Below are 20,717 nucleotides of genomic sequence, written 5' to 3' on the forward strand. Positions count from 1 at the left end.
GGGCTTTTACCGGGCTTATCCAGGCCCCTTCCAGTGCCCCCTTTGGGCGGCGCGGAGAGCTTGCGCCACGCGGCTTTCAGCGTGTCGAAGGACAAAAAACGTACAGCCCCGCGCAAGCCCCGAAACGCCTGCGCCGGAGGCCTTCATCGACAGCTTGTCCACAGCCTTGCCCACGCTATCCGGGGATAGCCGGAATGGGCTGTTCCCGGGGTTTGCGCAAAATCTGAACAGAGTGACGCAGGCCACGGCTGGCGTGGCCTGCAAGGGAGGGGGCACAGTTTGTCCACAGGATGCCGCACAGGAACCGGGGACAAAGGGGCGCTATCGCTGGACAGACCCTGGGGATAAATCCGCGGCGACGCTCAGTCGTCCAGGCTGCGGGCCTGGATGCGTCCCCGGCTGAGGTCGCTGAGCAGGCGCTGCAGCGCCTCGGTTTTCGCGCTGGGCAGGCTCAGGCGCAGTTCCACGCCATCGGTGCCATAGGCTTCGTCCTCGATGCTGGCGCCCAGCGCCAGGACGCGGGCCTTGAACAGCGCGTGCTCGGCGAAGGCACAGGCGAAGGCCAGGCGCGTGCTCGGCACCAGTTCGAGGCGGGCGGCGTCCTGCAGGCACTTGGCCGCGCAGCCGCCATAGGCGCGGGCGAGGCCGCCGGTGCCGAGCTTGATGCCGCCGAACCAGCGGCTGACCAGCACCACCACGCGGTCCATGTCCTGGCCCTCGATGGCGGCCAGGATCGGCCGGCCGGCGGTGCCGCCGGGTTCGCCGTCGTCGCTGAAGCGGTACTGCGCGCCGAGCTTCCAGGCCCAGCAGTTGTGCCCGGCGCTGGCGTCGCGCCGGGCGGCGAGGAAGGCCTGGGCCTCGGCCTCGCTGGCGATGGGTGCGGCGAGGCAGTGGAAGCGGCTCTTGCGAATGTCCTCGGCGTAGGTGGCCGGGCCGGCCAGGGTGAAGCTCATGCCGTGGCTGGCGGCGTCAGCCCGCAACCCTTGAGGATGATGCGGATGAGGTTGTCGCCGGCCTCGGCGAAGTCCTGCTTGGACATGCGCTTGCGCCCGGTGACGAAGGCGATCTGGTTGGCGAAGTCGGCGTAGTGCTGGGTGCTGCCCCAGAGCAGGAAGATCAGGTTGACCGGGTCCACCGGGTCCATCTTGCCGGCGGCGATCCAGGCCTCGAACACCGCCGCGCGGCCACGGAACCAGGTGCGGTAGTCCTGGTTGAAATGGCTGCTCAGGCATTCGCCGCCGCTGATGATCTCCATGGCGAAGATCCGCGAGGCCAGCGGGTAGCGCCGGGAGAACTCCATCTTGGCGCGGATGTAGCCGGCCAGCGCGGTGGCCGGGTCGTCGTCGGCGGTCAGGTTGTTGAAGGTGCTGTCCCACAGCTGGAGGATGTTGCCCAGCACCGCGGTGTACAGCCCCAGCTTGTTGCTGAAGTAGTAGTGCAGGTTGGCCTTGGGCAGGTCGGCGCGCTGGGCGATGGCGTTCATGCTGGTGCCCTTGAAGCCATGACGGGCGAACTCTTCTTCGGCGGCGGCGAGGATGACCTCTTCATTCTTCTGGCGAATGCGGCCGGCGGGCTTTTCCTGACCGTCGGTGAGGTGGGCTGGAACTGGGAAAGACATACGGCGTATCCATGCTTCAGCGGAAGGGCGAAGCATGGATACCCCAGGCGGGCCGGGCGATTCAAGCGTCGCGGCGGAAAATATCCAAATGCCCGTTTGACTGGCCGCGCGGCCCCCGCGAATGCACCGAAACAAGGCGCCGGATCGCCGCTCGCCGGGGTTCCCGGCGGCGCGCTTCAGGGCTCCTCGATCAACGCCGCGGCGCTGGCCGGCAGGCTTTCCTCCGGCAGCAGCAGGTTGAGCAGGATGGCGCTCAGGCCGCCACTGGTGATGGCCGAGTCGAACAGGGTCTTGACCACCGCCGGCAACTGGTCGAGCAAGGACGGCTGCGCGGCGATGCCCAGGCCGACGCCGAACGAGGTGGCGATGATCAGCAGGCTGCGGCGGTCCAGCGGCGCCTGGGCGAGGATGCGCACGCCGGCGGCGGCGACGCTGCCGAACATCACCAGGGTGGCGCCGCCGAGCACCGGCTTGGGAATCTGCTGGAGGATCGCGCCGAGCAGCGGGAACAGGCCGAGGGCGATGAGCAGCGCGCCAATGTAGAGGCCGACGTGGCGGCTGGCCACGCCGGTCAACTGGATGACCCCGTTGTTCTGCGCGAAGGTGGTGTTGGGGAAGGCGTTGAAGGTGGCCGCCAGCAGGCAACTGACGCCATCGCCGAGGACGCCGCCCTTGAGCCGCGCGAGGTAGCCCGGGCCGCTGATCGGCTGGCGCGAGATCATGCAGTTGGCGGTGAGGTCGCCGACCGTCTCGATCGAGCTGATCAGGTAGATCAGCGCCACCGGCAGGAACACCGTCCAGTCGAAGGCGAAGCCGTAGCGGAACGGCTGCGGCAGGGCGATCAGCGGCAGCGCCGGCAGCGCGTGCGGTTGCAGCACGCCGCAGGCCCAGGCGGCCAGGCTGCCCACGGCGAGGCCGATGACGATCGCCGAGAGACGCACCCAGGGCCGCCGCGAGCGGTTCAGCAGGATGATCCCGAGCAGCACCAGGCCGCCCAGCGCCAGGTTGATCGGCGCGCCGAAGTCGGCGGCCTTGAAGCCGCCGCCCAGGTCGGTGATGCCGACCTTGATCAGGCTGATGCCGATCAGGGTGATGACGATTCCGGTCACCAGCGGCGTGACCACCCGGCGCAGGTAGCCGATGCAGCGGCTGAGGGCGACCTGCACGAAGGCGCCGAAGAAGCACACGCCGAAAATCATCGCCAGGATGTCCTCCGCGCTGCCGCCGCGCTGCTTGACCAGCATGCCGGCGGCGAGGATGGCGCTGAGGAAGGCGAAGCTGGTGCCCTGCAGGCAGATCATCCCGGCGCCGATTCCCAGCGGGCGGCGCGCCTGGATCAGGGTGCCGACGCCGGAGACCATCAGCGCCATGCTGATCAGGTAGGGCAGTTGCGCCTGCAGGCCGAGGATCGAGCCGATCACCAGTGGCGGGGTGATGATGCCGACGAAGCTGGCCAGCACATGCTGCAGGGCAGCGAGCAGGGCGGGCAGGGGACGCGGCCGGTCATCCAGGCCGTAGAGGAGTTCGTTGCTGACGGGGGTCGCGGATTGCATGGTCGCCTCGGTGCGGATCGGTTGCGCAAGTGGATACCGAGGCGTTGCAAGAATCTGTCCAATCGATCAGGTAATTGTCTACATGAGCCGCGCAGGCCACGCCGTGCGCGGCCTGCGTGGGCGACGTCGGCTATCGCGGCGAGCACCGCCGCGCGCCGGACTGCTGCACGTCGGCGCAGCCAGGGCCGGGGCCGCACCGCGGCGGGGCGGCGCCGATCCGTCTCAGCGGGTGGTGCCGGTGGTTCCGCTGGTGCCGCCGTTGCCGCCGCCACCATTGCCACCGCCGTTGTTGGATGCCGCCAGGCCTATCGCCGCGGCGGCCGCACCGATACCGATGACGTAGACCGGGGTCAGGTTGCCGTACAGCGGACGGGACAGCGACAGGGGCGAGCAATCGCCGGGCGGCAAGGGCGCGAGGGCACCCTTGCGCTCATCGTGCTGGCGTTGCGGCTCGCCTTGCCGTTGCGGTCTGGACGCCTGTTCCTGGTCGTCCTTGGCGCCTCCGATCAGCGGCGCGCAGGGAGCGGCGGCGAGCGCCGCGCGGTGGGGATTCTTGTCGTTGGCGGCCGGTTCGTCGGCGGCCAGCGCTGGCAGGCAGAAACTGGCCAGCAGCAGGGTGAAACAGCACTTGTTCATGGTTGGGCTCCGCACAGAGGTGTTCACTGCCAACCATGCCGCCTGCGGGGGGCCGGGAATATTGGAAGGCGCCACGCCGGGGTGGCGGATTTTCCGTATCCACTGCAGGACTTTCGCACAGGCCGGCGGCTGTTGCTCCGCCGGCCCCGTGGCCCCGCCCTGGCGGCGGGGCGAGTGCCATCAGAAGTGGTACTTGACCAGCAGGCTGGTGGTGTTCTGGTCGGTGGTGAAGTACTGGGAGTCCTTGATGCCGTACTTGTCGGACCAGTAGTCGTACTCCACGCCCACGTACAGGTGCTTGGCCTCGTAGCCCATGGCCTTGCCCAGGTCGTACTTGATCTGCGGGTTGAAGTGCAGGTTGGCGTGGTAGTCGGACTGGTTCGGGCGGCCCGAGCTGGCGTCCTTGTTGTTCACCACCCAGTCCATGTAGCCGTCGATGAGGATGTCGGAGTTGCCCACCGGGATGGTGTAGGCCCACGCCGGGGTGATCTGCCAGGCGCCGGCCGGCACGCGGTGGCCGTCGGGCTTGCGGTAGTAGAAGTTCAGCTGGAAGTAGTCGAAGCCGGGAATCGCCAGGTCGAAGCCCGGACCGGCCAGGTAGGACTCGTTGTCGCCTTCGCCGAACTCGTAGGTGGTGGCCAGCAGCACGTCCTTGATCGGGCCGAAGGACAGGTCGGTGCCGGTGATCTTGCCGAACGACAGGCGCGGGCTGAACTCGCCGTAGTAAGTGTTGCTGCCGTTATTGGCGTCTTTCTTGCCGTTGTAGTTGATCTGATCGACGAAGAACCAGATGTCACCCCATGTCCAGGCACTCGCGCTCTCCAGGGTGAAGGTCTGCTGGATCGGCGGGTTCACCTTGAAGTCCTTGCCCCACAGGTAGGTCAGGCTCTCGTTGTGCCAGAGCAGCGGGCCGTCGTTGGTCGCCGGCCCGGGGGTCAGGTCTTCACCGCCGGCCATGGCCTGGCCGGCGGCCAGCAGCCCGCCGGCGAGCAGCAGGGATGCGAGTGTGCGAGTCATGTGGTGCTCCTAGTGTTCTTGAAAGTGCAGATCTAGTTGGAATAGGAACCTGTCCGCTTGGTCAGGCTTGGCCAGGAAAAGCAAGATCGACGCCAATGCTTGCCGTGGCCCGTTTTTTATTCTCTCCGGCGGGCAGATTCAGGGGTTTTCAAGGGTTTGGACGCGTCATCCGGCTGCGCCCCGGCGGTTGCGTCCGGGGCTCTGCGGCGGGCGTTTATTGACCCAATGGACAAGTCCTGCCTTGAAACGGGGCAGGATTGTACAGAACGGCGCCATTCTGGCGACCGCGAGTCGATGATTTTGGATACATAACGTCAATGTAGTGAATTGAATCAACATGAATTATGTATACAAAACGCCTGTGACCTTTCTACACAGGGCGGCTCGGCGGCTCCGTCGCGGGGCTGCCCGCGCGTTCCGGGCGCGGATGATGCCAGAGCCGCGCGCGTCAGGCATCCCCGCCGGCCGGGCGGCTCGCCTACCAGGCGGCGATCTGCGCGTCGGTGCGCGGTTCGGTGCCGCCGCAGAGCACGCCGCTGGCGGTATCGCGCAGGATGATCTGGCCGCGCCCGTAGCTGCTCAGGTCGTGGGCTACCTCGACGTGGTGGCCGCGCCGCGTCAGCACCGCCGCCAGGCTGCGTGGCGCGCCGTGTTCGATGCCGATGCGCTTGTCGCCCAGCCACTGCCAGCGTGGGGCGTCCAGCGCGGCCTGTGGGTTGAGGCCGAAGTCCACCAGGTTCATCACCATCTGCACATGCCCCTGCGGCTGCATGTAGGCGCCCATCACGCCGAAGGGGCCGAGCGCCACGCCGCCCTGGCTGAGGAAGCCGGGGATGATGGTGTGGAAGGTCTTCTTGCCCGGCTGCAGGCAGTTGACGTGCTGTGGGTCGAGGCTGAACTCGGCGCCACGGTTCTGCAGGGCGATGCCGGTGCCCGGCACCACCACGCCGGAGCCGAAGCCGTGGTAGTTGCTCTGGATGAAGGAAACCATGTTGCCTTCGCCGTCCGCCGTCGCCAGGTACACGGTGCCGCCGGCCCTGGGCTTGCCGGGCTGCGGCTCCAGGGCGCGCTCGCCGATCAGCGCGCGGCGGCGCGCGGCGTACTCGTCGCTGAGCAGGTCGGCGACGCTGACGCGCATGCAATCGGGCTGGCCGATATAGGCGCGGCCATCGGCGTAGGCCAGCTTCATCGCCTCCAGCTGGCGGTGCCAGGTGTCCGGGCTGTCGCGCTCGCTGAAATCGAAGCCCTTGAGGATGTTCAGCGCCATCAGCGCCACCAGGCCCTGGCCGCTGGGTGGGATTTCCCAGACATCGTAGCCACGGTAGTTCAGCGAGATCGGTTCGACCCAGCGTGGCTGGTAGCCGGCCAGGTCGTCCTCGCGCAGGTAGCCGCCGCCGCTCTCGGCGTGGGCGGCGATGCGCCGTGCCAGGGCGCCGCGATAGAAGCTCTCGCACTGGCTCTCGGCCAGCGCCTGTAAGGTGTCGGCCTGGGCCGGGTTGCTGAAGAGTTCGCCGGCGCGCGGGGCGCGGCCGTCGATGAGGAACTCGGCGAACCAGGCGTGCAGCTCCGGGTGTTCGGGCAGCGCCGCGCGGAACTTGTCCAGCCCGCTCTGCCAGAGCGAGGCGATCACCGGCGACAGCGGGAAACCGTCGCGCGCCAGCTCGATGGCCGGCGCCAGCAGCTCGGCGAAGGGCAGGCGGCCGAAGCGCCGCGACAGCTCGGCCCAGCCCGCCGGGCAGCCCGGCACCGTCACCGGCGTCCAGCCGTGCAGCGGCATGCGGCTGTGCCCGGCGCCGCGCACTGCCTCGATGTTCAGCGCCCGCGGCGCCTGGCCGCTGGCGTCCAGACCGTGCAGGCGGCCCTGGGTCCAGACCAGGGCGAAGGCGTCGCCGCCGATGCCGCAGCCGGTCGGCTCGACCACCGTCAGCGCCGCCGCCGTGGCGATCGCCGCGTCGATGGCGTTGCCGCCACGCTTGAGGATGTCCAGGCCCGCCTGCGCCGCCAGCGGCTGCGAGGTGGCGACCATGCCACGGCGGGCATAGACCAGCGAACGCTGCGACGGGTAGGGGTATTCCTGGGCGGAGAAGCTGAGCATGGACGACCTCCGGTGACGGCTTGAGGCGGCAGGGTAGCCCTGCCAGACTCCGTCGACTAGCGACACAACGCCAATCCATCGCGATGAACGGACAGCTCCCCGAACTGCAACGCCTGATCCCGGCGCTGGAACGCCTGCCGCGCCCGGTCTACGCGCGCGCCGAACGCCTGCGCGCCGGCTCCTGGACCTGCCGCCACCACCACGCCTGGGTGCAGTTGTCCTACGCCATTAGCGGCGTGCTCGGCGTGCACACCGCCGAGGGCAGCTTCTTCGCCCCGCCGCAGCGGGCGATCTGGATTCCCGCCTACCTCGAACACGAGGTGGTGACCTCGACCCAGGCCGAGATGCGCAGTCTCTATGTGCGCGAGGACGCCTGCGCCTGGGCTCCGCCGCGCTGCCGGGTGCTGGCGGTGACGCCGCTGGCGCGCGAGCTGATCAAGGGCTTCTGCGAACTGCCGGTGGATTATCCACAGGGCGACACGCCCGAAGAGCGCCTGGTGCAGGTGCTGCTCGACCAGTTGCGAACCCTGCCGGAAGTGGCCTTTTCCCTGCCGATGCCCCGGGAGCCGCGCCTGTTGCAGCTGTGCCAGGGGTTGATCGAACAACCCACCGCCACCCTCACTCTCGGCGACTGGGCGCAACGCCTGGGCACCTCGGAGAAGACCCTGTCGCGGCTGTTCCAGCGCGAGACCGGCATGAGCTTCCGCCTCTGGCGCCAGCGCCAGCGTCTGTTGGCGTCGCTGAGCATCCTCGAATCCGGCGCCAGCGTCACCGCCGCGGCGCTGGACTGCGGCTACGACTCCACCTCGGCCTATATCGCCGCCTTCAAGGGGCTGTTCGGCTTCACCCCCGGCGAGCTGTTCAAACAGCGCTGAGGTCGCCGCTCGCACCCGCCAGTCCCGCTGGCGTCATGCGCCCTGGCGGCCGATGCGTCGGCGGAATTCCGCTCATCGCCCCCGCCAATCGGCAGCCAAGCGCCTGCCGGGTTCCCCCGGAAAATCCTCCAGCCCTTGCGCCGCGCGGCTTTGCGCCCTTGGCACGGTGCCTGCTATCGCCCTGGGCACTGCGCCGCCCTCGCGGTGCGCCGGCGTGCTGCGCCTTGACCAGCGCGCCCCACGACAACAACGACAAGAGGAACACCCCATGGACAGCGCAAGCGCCATTGCCGCGTCGGCCGCCCCTCGCAGCACCTCCCAGCGGATCAAGTCGATCTTCAGCGGCTCGGTGGGCAACCTGGTCGAGTGGTACGACTGGTACGTCTACGCCGCCTTCTCCCTGTACTTCGCCAAAGCCTTCTTCCCCCAGGGCGACATGACCGCCCAATTGCTCAACACCGCCGCGATCTTCGCCGTGGGCTTCCTGATGCGCCCGATCGGCGGCTGGCTGATGGGCCTCTACGCCGACCGCAAGGGCCGCAAGGCCGCGCTGCTGGCCTCGGTGCTGCTGATGTGCTTCGGCTCGCTGATCATCGCCCTGACCCCCAGCTATGAATCCATCGGCGTCGCCGCGCCCGTCCTGCTGGTGCTCGCCCGCCTGCTGCAGGGCCTGTCGGTCGGTGGCGAATACGGCACCTCGGCCACCTACCTCAGCGAAATGGCCAACAAGGAACAGCGCGGCTTCTATTCCAGCTTCCAGTACGTGACCCTGATTTCCGGCCAGCTCATCGCCCTGGCGGTGCTGATCGTGCTGCAACAGACGTTGAACACCGAACAACTGGAAAGCTGGGGCTGGCGCGTGCCCTTCTTCATCGGCGCGCTGTGCGCGGTGGTGGCCATGTTCCTGCGGCGTGGCATGGAAGAAACCGAGTCCTTCAGCAAGAAGAAAGAAGAGCCCAAGGAAAGCCTGCTGCGCGCGCTGATGCGCCACCCCCGCGAGGTCCTCACCGTGGTCGGCCTGACCATGGGCGGCACCCTGGCCTTCTACACCTACACCACCTACATGCAGAAATACCTGGTCAACAGCGTGGGCATGAGCAAGGGCGACTCGACCATGATCTCGGCCGCCAGCCTGTTCCTCTTCATGCTGCTGCAACCCATCGTCGGCGCCCTCTCCGACAAGATTGGCCGGCGTCCGATCCTGATCGCCTTCGGTGTCCTCGGCACGCTGTTCACCTACCCGATCCTCAGCACCCTGCACACGGTCACCAGCTGGTGGGGCGCGTTCTTCCTGATCATGGCCGCGCTGGTCATCGTCAGCGGCTACACCTCGATCAACGCCGTGGTGAAGGCCGAGCTGTTCCCCACCGAGATCCGTGCCCTGGGCGTCGGCCTGCCCTATGCCCTGACCGTGTCGATCTTCGGCGGCACCGCCGAGTACCTGGCCCTGTGGTTCAAGAGCATCGGCATGGAAAGCGGCTTCTATTGGTACGTCACCGGCTGCATCGCCTGTTCGCTGCTGGTCTATGTGTTCATGAAGGACACCCAGAAGCACTCGAAGATCACCACTGACTGATCGGGCCGGGCGGCCCCCAGTGACGCAGGGCGGATAACCGTTCGCGGCAATGGGTGAGGATGACCTCGGGCCTTCCGGCTGTGCCGGACGGCCCCGGGGAGCGGGCGCTCTTTCACGACCCCATGTGGATCGCGCAACGCCCCCATTTCACGCCTACGCCACCCCCTCCCTTGCTATCCTCGCCGGCATCCATTCGGCGAACCCTCCTTATGAACCACCCTGACATTCCCGTCGGTCCGCTGCGTGTCCGCCAGTTGCGCGGTGCCCTCAGCGGGCCTTTCGACCTCGATCTGCAACCCGCTCGCTGTACCGTGCTCAGCGGCCCGTCGGGCATCGGCAAGAGCCTGCTGCTGCGCATGCTCGCCGACCTCGATCCGAACCAGGGCGAGGTGAGCCTCGCCGGTGTTTCCCGCGAGAGCATGCCGGCCAGTGCCTGGCGCCGGTTGGTGACCTATGTGGCGGCCGAGTCCGGCTGGTGGGCCGATGGCGTCGCCGAGCACTTCGCCGATGTCGAGGCGGCGCGTGCCTTGCTGCCGGCGGTGAGTCTCGCGCCGGCGCTGCTCGATGCCCCGGTGGCGCGCCTGTCCAGCGGCGAGCGGCAGCGCCTGGCGCTGCTTCGCGCGGTGCTGCAGCGGCCGCGCTTCCTGCTGTTGGACGAACCCACCGCGGCCCTCGATCCGCACAGCCGCGACCAGGTCGAAGCCCTGCTGCAACGCCTGAAAGGCGAGGGCATGGGGCTGCTGCTGGTCAGCCATGACCCGGCCCAGGCCGCGCGCCTGGGCGATTGCCAGTTACGCATGAGCGCCGACGGGCTGCGCGAGGTGTCGGCATGAACCCGGTGGTTCTCAGCCTGCCGGAGCTGACCCTGGCGGCGTTGCTGATCGTCGCGGCGGCGGCCCTGTCCTTCGCCCTGCGCCTGGGCCTGCAACGCACCCTGCTGGTGGCCTCGCTGCGCCTGGTGCTGCAATTGGCGCTGGTCGGCTTCTTCCTGCGCCAGGTGTTCGCCCTGTCCTCGCCCTGGCTGACCGCCCTGGTGGTCGCGGCCATGCTCGGCGCGGCGGCCTTCGAGGTGGGCTCGCGGCAGAAACGCCGGCTGGCCGGTTTCTGGCACTACGGCATCGGCGGCGGCAGCGTCGCGCTCGCCACCCTCGGCATCGCGCTGTTCGCCCTGGCCGGCAGCCTGCGCCCGCAGCCCTGGTACGACGCGCGCCACGCCATCCCGCTGGTCGGCATCATTCTCGGCACGGCGATGAATGCCGCCAGCCTGGCGCTCAACCTGGTATTCGCCAGCCTGCAGCGCGAGCGCGCCGCCATCGAGGCGCAACTGGCCCTCGGCGTCGATCGCCACCGTGCCCTGCGCGGGGTGATCCGCAGCGCGCTGTACAACGGTCTGCTGCCGACGCTGAACCAGATGGCCGCCGCCGGCATCATCACCCTGCCGGGGATCATGACCGGCCAGATCCTCGCCGGCATGGACCCGCTCGACGCCGCGCGCTACCAGATCCTGCTGATGTTCCTGCTCGCCGCCGCCGGCTTCCTCGCCGCGCTGGGCGCGGTGTACCTGACGGTCTGGCGGCTCACCGATAGCCGCGACCGCCTGCGCCTGGACCGCCTGCGCGCGCCGCAACGCTGAGCCAGGCGGCGGGCGCTGGACTATGCTGCGGGCTTGTCTTTGCTTGGAGCCATTGCCATGACCTCTGCGAAATCCGCCCTGATCATCGGTGCCTCGCGCGGCCTCGGCCTGGGCCTGGTGCGCGAGTTGCTGGCGCGCGGCTGGGCGGTCAGCGCCAGCGTGCGCGACCCGGCCCACGCCGGCGAGCTGGCCGGCCTGCCGGTGCGCGTCGAGGCGCTGGTGCTGGACGACGCCGCTTCCCAGGACCGCCTCGCCGAAGCGCTCGCCGGGCAGCGCTTCGATCTCATCTTCATCAATGCCGGTGTCTACGGCCCGGCGCACCAGTCGCCGCTCGACGCCAGCCTGGAAGAGGTCGGCGCGCTGTTCATGGTCAATGCCGTGGCGCCATTGCGCCTGGCCGAACGCCTGCTGCCGCGCCTGGATGCGCAGCGCGGCGTGCTGGCCTTCATGACCTCGGAGCTGGGCAGCGTCGCCGGCAACCTGACCGGAGGCATGGCCCTGTACCGGGCGAGCAAGGCGGCGCTCAACTCGCTGACCCGCAGCTTCGTCGCCGACCTCGGCGAAACCGGCCTCACCGTGCTCAACCTGCACCCCGGCTGGGTGCGCACCGACATGGGCGGCGAGGCCGCGCCGCTGGACGTGGAAACCAGCGTCGCCGGGCTCGTCGATCAGGTCGAAAGGCATGCCGGGCGCGGCGGGCAGTTCTACCTCGACTACCAGGGCATGGCGCTCGACTGGTAGTATTTCCGGCGTCTGCCGCGGCAGACACCTGGATCAGCAGACAGGGTGAACACTGAGCTGGCTTCTTCAACATCGAGGAGCCGGCTCGCCTCGGGCGGCGGCTCCGCTATCCGGAGGATTTCCCCCATGCCTGCCCCGCGTCTCTGGTTGCAGAACCCCCTCGCCATCTTCACCGCCAACCGCCTCGATGCCCGTGGCGGCCTGGTCGTGCAGGACGGCCGCATCGTCGAACTGCTCGGCGCCGGCCAGTCGCCATCGCGGCCCTGCGAACAGGTCTTCGACGCCAGCCAGCACGTGCTGCTGCCCGGCCTGATCAACACCCACCACCACTTCTACCAGACCCTCACCCGCGCCTGGGCGCCGGTGGTCAACCAGCCGCTGTTCCCCTGGCTGAAGACCCTCTACCCGGTGTGGGCGCGGCTGACGCCGCTGCAGCTGGCGCTGGCCACCAAGGTCGCCCTGGCCGAACTGCTGCTCTCCGGCTGCACCACCGCCGCCGACCACCACTATCTGTTCCCCGATGGCCTGGCGCAGGCCATCGACGTGCAGGCCGGGGTGGTCGCCGAACTGGGCATGCGCGCCATGCTCACCCGCGGTTCGATGAGCCTCGGCGAGGCCGATGGTGGCCTGCCGCCGCAGCAGACCGTGCAGCGCGCCGAAACCATCCTCGACGACAGCCAGCGGCTGATCCGCGACTACCACCAGCGCGGCGACGGCGCGCTGGTGCAGATCGCCCTGGCGCCCTGTTCGCCGTTCTCGGTGACCCCGGAAATCATGCGCGCCAGCGCCGACCTGGCGGAGCGCTACGACGTGCGCCTGCACACCCACCTGGCCGAGACCCTCGACGAGGAAGCCTTCTGCCTGCAGCGCTTCGGCCTGCGCACGGTCGATTACCTCGACAGCGTCGGCTGGCTCGGCCCACGCACCTGGCTGGCCCACGGCATCCATTTCAACGACGAGGAAATCCAGCGCCTCGGTAAGGCCGGCACCGGCATCTGCCACTGCCCCAGCTCGAACATGCGCCTGGCCTCTGGCATCTGCCCGACCCTGGCCCTGGAAGCGGCCGGCGCGCCGGTGGGGCTGGGGGTGGACGGCTCGGCCTCCAACGACGCCTCGAACATGATCCTCGAAGCGCGCCAGGCCCTGTACCTGCAACGCCTGCGCTATGGCGCCGAGCGCGTCACTCCGGCGCTGACCCTGGGCTGGGCCACCAAGGGCTCGGCCAAGCTGCTCGGACGTAGCGACATTGGCGAGCTGGCGCCGGGCAAACAGGCCGACCTGGCGCTGTTCAAGCTCGACGAACTGCGCTTCTCCGGCAGCCACGACCCGCTCTCGGCCCTGCTGCTGTGCGGCGCCGACAAGGCCGACCGGGTGATGATCGGTGGCAGTTGGCGGGTGATCGACGGTGCGGTCGAAGGGCTCGACCTCAAGGCGCTGATCGCCGCGCACACCCAGGCCGCGCGCAAGCTGATCGGCTGAGGCCGGGGGCTTTCTTGGGGCGAATGACCGTGTGCGGTCATTCGCCCTGCGTCCCTTGCCAACGGCAGGGGCATCGCTTCGCTCCTGCCATCCCACGGGGATGACCGGCAGGGCGTCGCGGGCTCAGGCCTTCATCCACTCCCGCAAGCGCAGCAGCATGGCGTCGCAGGCGTCGAGTTGCTCGATGCTGACGAACTCGTCCGGCTTGTGGCCCTGGTCCATGCTGCCGGGGCCGCAGACCACGGTGGGGATGCCGGCCTGGTCGAACAGCCCGCCCTCGGTGCCGTAGGCCACGGTGGCGAAGTCGTTGCTGCCGCTGAGCAGCGCGAGCAATTCGGCGGCCTGGCTGTGCGGGTCGGTGGCCAGCGCCGGGTAGGCCGAGAGCGGGGTGAAGCGGATGTCGGTGCCGCCCTGCACCGCGCGCATCTGCGGCAGCAGCTCGGTTTCGGCGTAGTCGCGCAGGGCGTCGGCGACTTGCTGCGGATCGTCGCTGGGCAGGGCGCGGACCTCGAAGTCGAACTGGCATTCGGCCGGGACGATGTTCAGCGCGCGGCCGCCGCTGATCACCCCGGTCTGCACCGTGGAGTAGGGCGGGTCGAAGCGCCGGTCATGGCGCGCCGGATCGGCCAGGCGCGCGCCGATCTCGCCGAGGCGGCCGATCAGCTTCGCCGCGTATTCGATGGCGTTCACCCCCTGCGGCGCATAGGCCGAATGGCAGGCCGCGCCGTGCACCTGGCAGCGCATGGCCAGCTTGCCCTTGTGCCCGAGCACCGGCTTCAGCTCGGTGGGTTCGCCGATGATGCAGACGAGCGGTTTGTGCGCGCGCTGTTCCAGCGCGGCGAGCAGCGAGCGCACGCCGAGGCAGCCGACTTCCTCGTCGTAGGAGAACGCCAGGTGCAGCGGCAGGCGCAGTGGCTGCGCGAGGAAGGCCGGCACGGCGGCCAGCACGCAGGCGATGTAGCCCTTCATGTCGGCACTGCCGCGTCCGTACAGGCGGCCATCCTTTTCGGTCAGCGCGAACGGCGGAACCGTCCAGGCCTGGCCATCCACCGGCACCACGTCGGTATGCCCGGACAGGCACACGCCGCCGCGCTCGCGCGGGCCGAGGGTAGCGAAAAGGTTGGCCTTGCGCCCGGCGTCGTCGAAGAACAGCTCGCTGTCCACGCCGAGGTCGGCCAGGTAGTCGCGGATGTACTCGATCAGCGCCAGGTTGGGGTTGCGGCTGACGGTGTCGAAGGCGATCAGCTGGGCGAGGATGTCACGGCTGGAGGGCATGCTGGAACTCCGTAGGATGGGTTAGCCGCGACGCGGCGATACCCATCGTTTGGCATCGATGGGTATCGCTGCGCTCCACCCATCCTGCAAGTGCGGTGACGCGCTTACTCGTCGCCCGGTACGCCGTAGCTCGGCGCCTTGGTCGGGTCGAGGGCGCGGGTGATGTAGTCCTGCATCTGCGGCTTGTAGGCTACCCAGAGTGTCTCCAGCGCGCCGATGGGGTCTTCCTCGGCCCAGTCGACGCGCAGGTCGACGATCGGCCAGACCAGGTCGCCGACCACCCGCAGCGCCGCCGAATGCACCGGCCCGGCTTCGCCACCGGCGGCCATCGCCGCCTGCATCGCCGCCAGCAGGCGCTCGGCCAGGCAGCCCGGGGCGCTGGCGAAGGCGGCGGTCATGGCTTCGATCACCGCCGGCGAGGACAGCAGATTGCCGGCCGCCACGCAGTTCTCGCCAGCCAGCGCATGGTGCACGCCGAGCGCCTCGCTGCCGCTGAACAGTGCCACCTGGCCGTGCTGGTCGATCACCGTGACCTGGCGATATTCGCTGTAGCCATTGCTGGTCAGCGCGCGGTCCAGCGCCACCCGTGGCGCCAGGCCGGCTTCCAGGTGGTCGAGGATTTGCGGGCCCAGCGCCGGCAGGGTGACATTCTGCGTGGCCACCGCGCCGACCCCGGCGCGCAGCCAGGGACAGCGCGCACCGACGGCGATGCTGGAGGAACTGATGGCGACACCGAGCTGCCCGGTTTCGGCGCAGCGGCCGACGATGGAGAAGGTCATGGCAACTCCTTAGCGGTTCCAGTCGTCGGGAATGACCGCGATCACGTCGATCTCCATCAGCCACTGCGGTTGGCCGAGGGCCGAGACCACCAGGCCGGTGGAGATCGGGAACACGCCCTTCAGCCACTTGCCGACTTCCTGGTAGACCGGCTCGCGATAGCGCGGGTCGATCAGGTAGGTGGTGGTCTTGACGATGTGCGAGAGGTCGCTGCCGGCTTCTTCCAGCAGTTGCTTGACGTTCTTCATGGCCTGCTCGGCCTGGGCACGCGGGTCGCCGAGGCCGACCAGGTTGCCCTCGAAGTCGGTGCCGACCTGGCCGCGCACGTACACGGTGTTGCCGGCGCGCACGGCCTGGCAGAGGTCATTGTCCAGGGACTGGTTCGGGTAGGTGTCCTTGGTGTTGAACATGCGGATGCGGGTGTGGGTAGGCATCGGTTACTCCCAGGAAGCGGCTTTTTGGACGGGCGTTTGGCTGGAGGCCTCGCGCTGCGAGGCGTCCTGGTATTCGACGTACTTGCGCTGCGTGGCGATGTGGTCGGCGACGTGCTTGGCGTCGTGCCACACGCCCCAGATGAACGAGGAACCCCGGCGCGACAGCCACGGCAGCCCGACGAAGTACACGCCCGGCTCGCGGGACACGCCACGCTGGTGCTTGGGCTTGCCCTTGTCATCGAAGGCATCGACCTGCAGCCAGTCGAAGTCCACGGCGTAGCCGGTGGCCCAGATGATCGAGGTGATGCCCGCCGCGGCCAGGTCCAGTTCGAGGATCGGCTGGCGGATGCACTCGGCGTCCGGGAAGACCTTGCGCGCGTCCGGCTCCTCCGGCAGGTCCAGGCCGTTGCGCTCGATGTAGGCGTCGGCGGCGTCGAGCAGGCCGAGGTAGTTCTCGTCGCCCAGTTGCAGGTTCTTCACCAGGTCATCCTGGAAGCTCACCTTGCCGTCGGCGAAAGCCTTGGTCAGGCCGACCAGGGTGATGCCCTCGTTGGCCAGGCGGCGGAAATCGATGGTCTCGCCGCCCCGCGCGCCGCTCACGGCGATGGTCACGTGCTCGCGGCCCGGCTGCACTTCCTCGGCGTCCCACAGGCCGAGCACGCCCAGCCACCAGACGAAGTCGCGGTTGCGATAGGAGCGCGGCGGGCGGTCATGGGCGCCCACCGAGAGGAACACCCGCTTGCCCGCGCGGTTCAGCTCGTCGGCGATCTGCACGCCGGAGGAACCGGCGCCCACCACCAGCACGGCGCCTTCGGGCAACTGCTGCGGGTTGTAGTACTGGGCCGAGTGGATCTGCTGGATGCTGGCATCCTTCGGCGCGATGGCCGGGATCACCGGGCGCTGGAACGGGCCGGTGGCGGAAACCACGCGCAGGGCCTGGAGCGTGCCCTCGGAGGTTTCCACGGTGAAGCCGGGACGGCCGAGGTTGCGGGTCACCTTCTTCACTTCCACGCCGGTGCGAATCGGCGCGTTGAACCGCTTGGCGTAGGTGACGAAGTAGTCCGCCACCTGCTCCTTGGCCGGGAACTCGTCCGGGCCGACCGGGAATTCCAGGTTCGGGAAACGGTCGTGCCAGGCCGGGCCGTTGGCCACCAGCGAATCCCAGCGGCCGCTGCGCCAGGCTTCGGCGATGCGGCTCTTCTCCAGCACGATGTGCGGCACGCCCTGGTTGGTCAGGTGCTCGCTCATGGCCACGCCGGCCTGTCCGGCACCCACGACCAGGGTATCGATCTCCAGGTTTTCTAGGGGCCTGTCGGACTTCTGAAAGGCGGTTCGATTCAGGTCGGTCATGGCTGGACTCCTCGGACTCTGATCATTGTTGTTCTGCCATCGCGGCAATCGGTGCGACGTGTTGGCCGCATTCTGTTCAGAGCCGGGGATTAGCGAAATTATGTTTTTTGTAGTCGCTGGCTAGGGAAAAGCTGTCCGCCCCGCCGTCGAGCGGCGAGGGCGGCGTTCGGGGATTGCGGCGGATAACGCCGGGGGCGCTATCCGCCCCGCGGTCAGGGCCGGGCGCGGGTCGCTAGCGGCTTTCGGCCACTGCGTCGAGGAAGCGCTCCAGCACCAGGTTCGGCCGCCGCCCCTTGCGCGTGACCACGGTCAGCGGGATGTCGTAGTGGAAGCGCTCCGGCAGCAGCGCGCGCATGCGCCCCTGGGCGACCCAGTCGGCGGCGTAGTGGTCGGGCAGGTAGCCGATGTAGCTGCCGGTGAGGATCAGGAAGGCCAGGCCCTCGCGGTCCGAGGCGCCAGCGTTGCTGTTCAGCTCCTGGTGGCGCTCCTGGGCTTCGGCGGGCAGGCGGTAGCTCGGCGCCACGGCATCGCTGGCGCGGATTTCATCGACCCCGATGCCGGCGTCGTCGCGCGCGAACAGCGGGTGTTCGCGGCTGCAGAACAGCAGCGAGCGCTCGTCGTACAGCGCCGAATACTCCAGCCCCGAGAGCGGGCTGATCAGCGGCACCACGCCGACGTGCAGGCGGCCGTCGAGCACGCCCAGCTCGATTTCGCTCGGGGTGGTCATGCCGATGTTGATGCGCACCCCCGGCCCGCTCGCCTTGAGCGCGCGCAGGGCGTGGGTGATGCGCATCTGCGGCAGGGTCACCAGGTTATTGATGATGCCGATGTTCAACTCGCCGCGCAGGTGCTGGTGCAGCTCGTTGACCTCGGCGCGGAACCCCTCCAGCGCCGCCAGCAGCGACTGGGTGGCGCGGTACACCTCGCGGCCCTCGTCGGTCAGCGCGAAACCGGCGCGGCCGCGCTGGCACAGGCGCATGCCCAGGCGCTTTTCCAGGTCGCTCATGTGCAGGCTGATGGCCGAACGGCTGATGCCCAGGGTGCTCTCGGCGGCGGAGAAACTGCCGCATTCGACTATGGTCTTGAAGATGCGCAGCAAGCGGATTTCGAAGTCGCTCACCTGGCCCAGGGAAGGGCTTCTTGGCTTGGCCATTATTGTTTTACCAAATCGAAACTGAACGTAAGAAGAATAAGCTTTAACTCACCTTAAGTCAGGCTCAATCTTGCCCCCATCGCCCAGGGGCACGTGCCTTGCGGGCCCCCACAAGAACAGCTGAGGAACAGTCGATGAACCAGCCCGTGAACGTCGCCCCGTCGGTGACCGCCGATCTCAACCTGAAGGCCCACTGGATGCCCTTCAGCGCCAACCGCAACTTCCACAAGGACCCGCGCATCATCGTCGCCGCCGAAGGCAGCTGGCTGACCGATGACAAGGGCCGCAAGATCTACGACAGCCTCTCCGGCCTGTGGACCTGCGGCGCCGGCCACTCGCGCAAGGAAATCGCCGACGCGGTCGCCAAGCAGATCGGCACCCTCGACTACTCCCCGGGCTTCCAGTACGGCCACCCGCTGTCCTTCCGCCTGGCCGACAAGATCGCCCAGCTCACCCCCGGCAACCTCAACCATGTGTTCTTCACCGGCTCGGGCTCCGAGTGCGCCGACACCGCGATCAAGATGGCCCGCGCCTACTGGCGCATCAAAGGCCAGGCGCAGAAGACCAAGCTGATCGGCCGCGCCCGCGGCTACCACGGCGTCAACGTCGCCGGCACCAGCCTCGGCGGCATCGGCGGCAACCGCAAGATGTTCGGTCCGCTGATGGACGTCGACCACCTGCCGCACACCCTGCAGCCGGGCATGGCCTTCACCCAGGGCATGGCCGAGACCGGCGGCGTCGAGCTGGCCAACGAACTGCTCAAGCTGATCGAACTGCACGACGCCTCCAACATCGCCGCCGTCATCGTCGAGCCGATGTCCGGTTCGGCCGGCGTCATCGTGCCGCCCAAGGGCTACCTGCAGCGCCTGCGGGAAATCTGCGACCAGCACAACATCCTGCTGATCTTCGACGAAGTCATCACCGCCTTCGGCCGCATGGGCAAGGCCACCGGCGCCGAATTCTTCGGCGTGACCCCGGACATCATGAACGTCGCCAAACAGGTCACCAACGGCGCCGTACCCATGGGCGCGGTGATCGCCAGCAGCGAAATCTACGACACCTTCATGGGCCAGAACCTGCCGGAATACGCGGTGGAATTCGGCCACGGCTACACCTACTCGGCACACCCGGTCGCCTGCGCCGCCGGCATCGCCGCGCTGGACCTGCTGGAGAAGGAAAACCTCATCCAGCAGTCCCTGGAGCTGGCGCCGCACTTCGCCAAGGCCCTGCACGGCATCCAGGGCGCGAAGCACGTCATCGACATCCGCAACTGCGGCCTGGCCGGCGCCATCCAGATCGCCGCGCGCGACGGCGACGCCATCGTGCGGCCGTTCGAGGCCAGCATGAAGCTGTGGAAAGAAGGCTTCTACGTGCGCTTCGGCGGCGACACCCTGCAGTTCGGCCCGACCTTCAACGCCAAGCCGGCCGACCTCGATCGCCTGTTCGACGCCGTCGGCGAAGCCATCAACGGAGTCGCCTGAGATGGCTGAACGCCCCAAGGCCGTGGCGACGGTGCAGATCGACAACGACAAGGTCCTGGTCACCGAGTGGCGCTTCGCCCCCGGTGCCGAGACTGGCTGGCACCGCCACGGCATGGAGTACGTGGTGGTCCCGGTGAGCGGCGGCGAACTGCTGCTGGAAACCCCCGACGGCGAGCGTCGCGCACCCTTGGTGCTGGGGCAGAGCTACACCCGGCAGATCGGCACCGAGCACAACGTGATCAACCCGTGCGAGCACGAGGTGGCGTTCATCGAGATCGAACTCAAACAACCCTGAGCGTGCGGGTCCGCGCGTAGGCGCTGCCGGGAGACTCGACATAGAGTGCGGTTCCCGGCGGGCTCCGCGGCCCGGCCGACAGAGCGAACAAATCCCCACCCGTGCCCGCGCGGGTGGGTCAGGGAGAGCGGGGCTCGCACAGCCCCCGCCCGACACTTTCAGCGAGAAGAGACAGACCATGAGCACCATCAAGCACCTGATCGGCGGCGAGCTGATCGCCGACAGCGGCCGCAGCGCCGACGTCTACAACCCGTCCACCGGCGCCGCCATCCACAAGGTGCCGCTGGCCAGCCGGGAAACCGTGCAGCAGGCCATCGACGCCGCCAAGGCCGCCTTCCCGGCCTGGCGCAACACCCCGGCGGCCAAGCGCGCCCAGGTGCTGTTCCGCTTCAAGCAACTGCTCGAAGCCAACGAAGAACGCATCGTCAAACTGATCAGCGAAGAACACGGCAAGACCCTCGAAGACGCCGCCGGCGAGCTGAAGCGCGGCATCGAGAACGTCGAATACGCCACCGCCGCCCCGGAAATCCTCAAGGGCGAATACAGCCGCAACGTCGGCCCGAACATCGACGCCTGGAGCGACTTCCAGCCGATCGGCGTGGTCGCCGGCATCACCCCGTTCAACTTCCCGGCCATGGTCCCGCTGTGGATGTACCCGCTGGCCATCGCCTGCGGCAACACCTTCGTCCTCAAGCCGTCCGAGCGCGACCCCAGCTCCACCCTGCTGAT

General features: G+C 68.4%; 20 protein-coding genes. 9 read left to right on the plus strand and 11 right to left on the minus strand.

Annotated features, from left to right (window positions below; genetic code table 11):
* Positions 1–362: 362 nt before the first annotated feature.
* The 6 genes from BLQ74_RS26055 to BLQ74_RS26080 all read right to left on the minus strand — a co-directional run bounded on the left by BLQ74_RS26055 (position 363) and on the right by BLQ74_RS26080 (position 6,919).
* Positions 363–953 (minus strand): IMPACT family protein, encoded by a 591-nt coding sequence (locus BLQ74_RS26055; RefSeq protein WP_090268288.1) that lies wholly within the window; start codon positions 951–953, stop codon positions 363–365.
* Positions 950–1,618, minus strand: coding sequence for a TetR/AcrR family transcriptional regulator (locus BLQ74_RS26060; RefSeq protein WP_090268290.1), 669 nt, complete (start codon positions 1,616–1,618; stop codon positions 950–952). The genes BLQ74_RS26055 and BLQ74_RS26060 overlap by 4 nt, the downstream gene beginning before the upstream one ends.
* A gap of 176 nt (positions 1,619–1,794) precedes the next feature.
* Complete coding sequence (locus BLQ74_RS26065) at positions 1,795–3,171, minus strand: uracil-xanthine permease family protein (protein ID WP_090268292.1); 1,377 nt, start codon at positions 3,169–3,171, stop codon at positions 1,795–1,797.
* A 222-nt stretch (positions 3,172–3,393) separates the two neighbouring features.
* Positions 3,394–3,807, minus strand: a complete 414-nt coding sequence (locus BLQ74_RS26070; RefSeq protein WP_090268294.1) for a hypothetical protein — start codon at positions 3,805–3,807, stop codon at positions 3,394–3,396.
* 180 nt (positions 3,808–3,987) lie between these two features.
* On the minus strand, positions 3,988–4,824 hold the full coding sequence (locus BLQ74_RS26075; RefSeq protein WP_090268296.1) for an outer membrane protein OmpK: 837 nt from the start codon (positions 4,822–4,824) through the stop codon (positions 3,988–3,990).
* A gap of 478 nt (positions 4,825–5,302) precedes the next feature.
* A complete protein-coding gene (locus BLQ74_RS26080; RefSeq protein ID WP_090268299.1) occupies positions 5,303–6,919 on the minus strand; it encodes a gamma-glutamyltransferase family protein in 1,617 nt (538 codons plus the stop codon).
* 77 nt (positions 6,920–6,996) lie between these two features.
* Here BLQ74_RS26080 and BLQ74_RS26085 point away from each other — a divergent pair, with 77 nt between their 5' ends.
* The 6 genes from BLQ74_RS26085 (at position 6,997) to BLQ74_RS26110 (ending at position 13,223) form a co-directional block, all read left to right on the plus strand.
* Positions 6,997–7,794, plus strand: coding sequence for an AraC family transcriptional regulator (locus tag BLQ74_RS26085; protein WP_090268334.1), 798 nt, complete (start codon positions 6,997–6,999; stop codon positions 7,792–7,794).
* A 268-nt stretch (positions 7,795–8,062) separates the two neighbouring features.
* Positions 8,063–9,370: an MFS transporter gene (locus tag BLQ74_RS26090; RefSeq protein ID WP_090268301.1), complete on the plus strand. Its 1,308-nt coding sequence runs from the start codon at positions 8,063–8,065 to the stop codon at positions 9,368–9,370.
* 209 nt (positions 9,371–9,579) lie between these two features.
* Positions 9,580–10,203, plus strand: coding sequence for an ABC transporter ATP-binding protein (locus BLQ74_RS26095; protein WP_090268303.1), 624 nt, complete (start codon positions 9,580–9,582; stop codon positions 10,201–10,203).
* Entirely contained in the window at positions 10,200–11,003 is an 804-nt protein-coding gene (locus BLQ74_RS26100; RefSeq protein WP_090268305.1) for an ABC transporter permease, read from the plus strand. Before BLQ74_RS26095 ends, BLQ74_RS26100 begins: the two co-directional genes overlap by 4 nt.
* Positions 11,004–11,060: 57 nt before the next feature.
* Entirely contained in the window at positions 11,061–11,744 is a 684-nt protein-coding gene (locus BLQ74_RS26105; protein ID WP_090268307.1) for an SDR family oxidoreductase, read from the plus strand.
* 126 nt (positions 11,745–11,870) lie between these two features.
* Positions 11,871–13,223, plus strand: coding sequence for an 8-oxoguanine deaminase (locus BLQ74_RS26110; RefSeq protein ID WP_090268309.1), 1,353 nt, complete (start codon positions 11,871–11,873; stop codon positions 13,221–13,223).
* Between the two features lie 123 nt (positions 13,224–13,346).
* Here the strand turns inward: BLQ74_RS26110 and argE are convergent, their stop codons facing one another.
* From argE to BLQ74_RS26135, 5 genes are all read right to left on the minus strand, one after another.
* Positions 13,347–14,498, minus strand: a complete 1,152-nt coding sequence (gene argE, locus BLQ74_RS26115) for an acetylornithine deacetylase (RefSeq protein ID WP_090268311.1) — start codon at positions 14,496–14,498, stop codon at positions 13,347–13,349.
* Between the two features lie 104 nt (positions 14,499–14,602).
* A complete protein-coding gene (locus BLQ74_RS26120) occupies positions 14,603–15,277 on the minus strand; it encodes a DUF1028 domain-containing protein (RefSeq protein WP_090268314.1) in 675 nt (224 codons plus the stop codon).
* A gap of 9 nt (positions 15,278–15,286) precedes the next feature.
* A complete protein-coding gene (locus BLQ74_RS26125) occupies positions 15,287–15,709 on the minus strand; it encodes a RidA family protein (protein ID WP_090268316.1) in 423 nt (140 codons plus the stop codon).
* A 3-nt stretch (positions 15,710–15,712) separates the two neighbouring features.
* Positions 15,713–17,059 carry a flavin-containing monooxygenase gene (locus BLQ74_RS26130; protein WP_090268318.1) on the minus strand — a complete coding sequence of 449 codons (1,347 nt, stop codon included), beginning with the start codon at positions 17,057–17,059 and terminating at the stop codon, positions 15,713–15,715.
* Positions 17,060–17,291: 232 nt separating this feature from the next.
* Positions 17,292–18,212: a LysR family transcriptional regulator gene (locus BLQ74_RS26135; RefSeq protein WP_090268320.1), complete on the minus strand. Its 921-nt coding sequence runs from the start codon at positions 18,210–18,212 to the stop codon at positions 17,292–17,294.
* Positions 18,213–18,346: 134 nt separating this feature from the next.
* On the opposite strand from BLQ74_RS26135, the gene aptA reads away from it, so the two are divergent.
* The 3 genes from aptA to BLQ74_RS26150 all read left to right on the plus strand — a co-directional run.
* Complete coding sequence (aptA, locus tag BLQ74_RS26140; protein WP_090268322.1) at positions 18,347–19,693, plus strand: omega-aminotransferase AptA; 1,347 nt, start codon at positions 18,347–18,349, stop codon at positions 19,691–19,693.
* A 1-nt stretch (position 19,694) separates the two neighbouring features.
* Positions 19,695–19,988: a cupin domain-containing protein gene (locus tag BLQ74_RS26145; RefSeq protein ID WP_090268324.1), complete on the plus strand. Its 294-nt coding sequence runs from the start codon at positions 19,695–19,697 to the stop codon at positions 19,986–19,988.
* Between the two features lie 178 nt (positions 19,989–20,166).
* Positions 20,167–20,717: aldehyde dehydrogenase family protein (locus tag BLQ74_RS26150; protein WP_139199133.1), on the plus strand; the 551-nt coding region annotated here is incomplete at its 3' end.

The sequence above is a fragment of the Pseudomonas panipatensis genome, from assembly GCF_900099785.1.
Taxonomy (GTDB): Bacteria; Pseudomonadota; Gammaproteobacteria; order Pseudomonadales; family Pseudomonadaceae; genus Pseudomonas; species Pseudomonas panipatensis.

Coding starts and splice junctions, on each gene's coding strand:
- BLQ74_RS26055 (WP_090268288.1), bottom strand. CDS start 953: ATGAGCTTCACCCTGGCCGGCCCGGCCACCTACGCCGAGGACATTCGC.
- BLQ74_RS26060 (WP_090268290.1), bottom strand. CDS start 1,618: ATGTCTTTCCCAGTTCCAGCCCACCTCACCGACGGTCAGGAAAAGCCC.
- BLQ74_RS26065 (WP_090268292.1), bottom strand. CDS start 3,171: ATGCAATCCGCGACCCCCGTCAGCAACGAACTCCTCTACGGCCTGGAT.
- BLQ74_RS26070 (WP_090268294.1), bottom strand. CDS start 3,807: ATGAACAAGTGCTGTTTCACCCTGCTGCTGGCCAGTTTCTGCCTGCCA.
- BLQ74_RS26075 (WP_090268296.1), bottom strand. CDS start 4,824: ATGACTCGCACACTCGCATCCCTGCTGCTCGCCGGCGGGCTGCTGGCC.
- BLQ74_RS26080 (WP_090268299.1), bottom strand. CDS start 6,919: ATGCTCAGCTTCTCCGCCCAGGAATACCCCTACCCGTCGCAGCGTTCG.
- BLQ74_RS26090 (WP_090268301.1), top strand. CDS start 8,063: ATGGACAGCGCAAGCGCCATTGCCGCGTCGGCCGCCCCTCGCAGCACC.
- BLQ74_RS26095 (WP_090268303.1), top strand. CDS start 9,580: ATGAACCACCCTGACATTCCCGTCGGTCCGCTGCGTGTCCGCCAGTTG.
- BLQ74_RS26100 (WP_090268305.1), top strand. CDS start 10,200: ATGAACCCGGTGGTTCTCAGCCTGCCGGAGCTGACCCTGGCGGCGTTG.
- BLQ74_RS26105 (WP_090268307.1), top strand. CDS start 11,061: ATGACCTCTGCGAAATCCGCCCTGATCATCGGTGCCTCGCGCGGCCTC.
- BLQ74_RS26110 (WP_090268309.1), top strand. CDS start 11,871: ATGCCTGCCCCGCGTCTCTGGTTGCAGAACCCCCTCGCCATCTTCACC.
- argE (WP_090268311.1), bottom strand. CDS start 14,498: ATGCCCTCCAGCCGTGACATCCTCGCCCAGCTGATCGCCTTCGACACC.
- BLQ74_RS26120 (WP_090268314.1), bottom strand. CDS start 15,277: ATGACCTTCTCCATCGTCGGCCGCTGCGCCGAAACCGGGCAGCTCGGT.
- BLQ74_RS26125 (WP_090268316.1), bottom strand. CDS start 15,709: ATGCCTACCCACACCCGCATCCGCATGTTCAACACCAAGGACACCTAC.
- BLQ74_RS26130 (WP_090268318.1), bottom strand. CDS start 17,059: ATGACCGACCTGAATCGAACCGCCTTTCAGAAGTCCGACAGGCCCCTA.
- BLQ74_RS26135 (WP_090268320.1), bottom strand. CDS start 18,212: ATGGCCAAGCCAAGAAGCCCTTCCCTGGGCCAGGTGAGCGACTTCGAA.
- aptA (WP_090268322.1), top strand. CDS start 18,347: ATGAACCAGCCCGTGAACGTCGCCCCGTCGGTGACCGCCGATCTCAAC.
- BLQ74_RS26145 (WP_090268324.1), top strand. CDS start 19,695: ATGGCTGAACGCCCCAAGGCCGTGGCGACGGTGCAGATCGACAACGAC.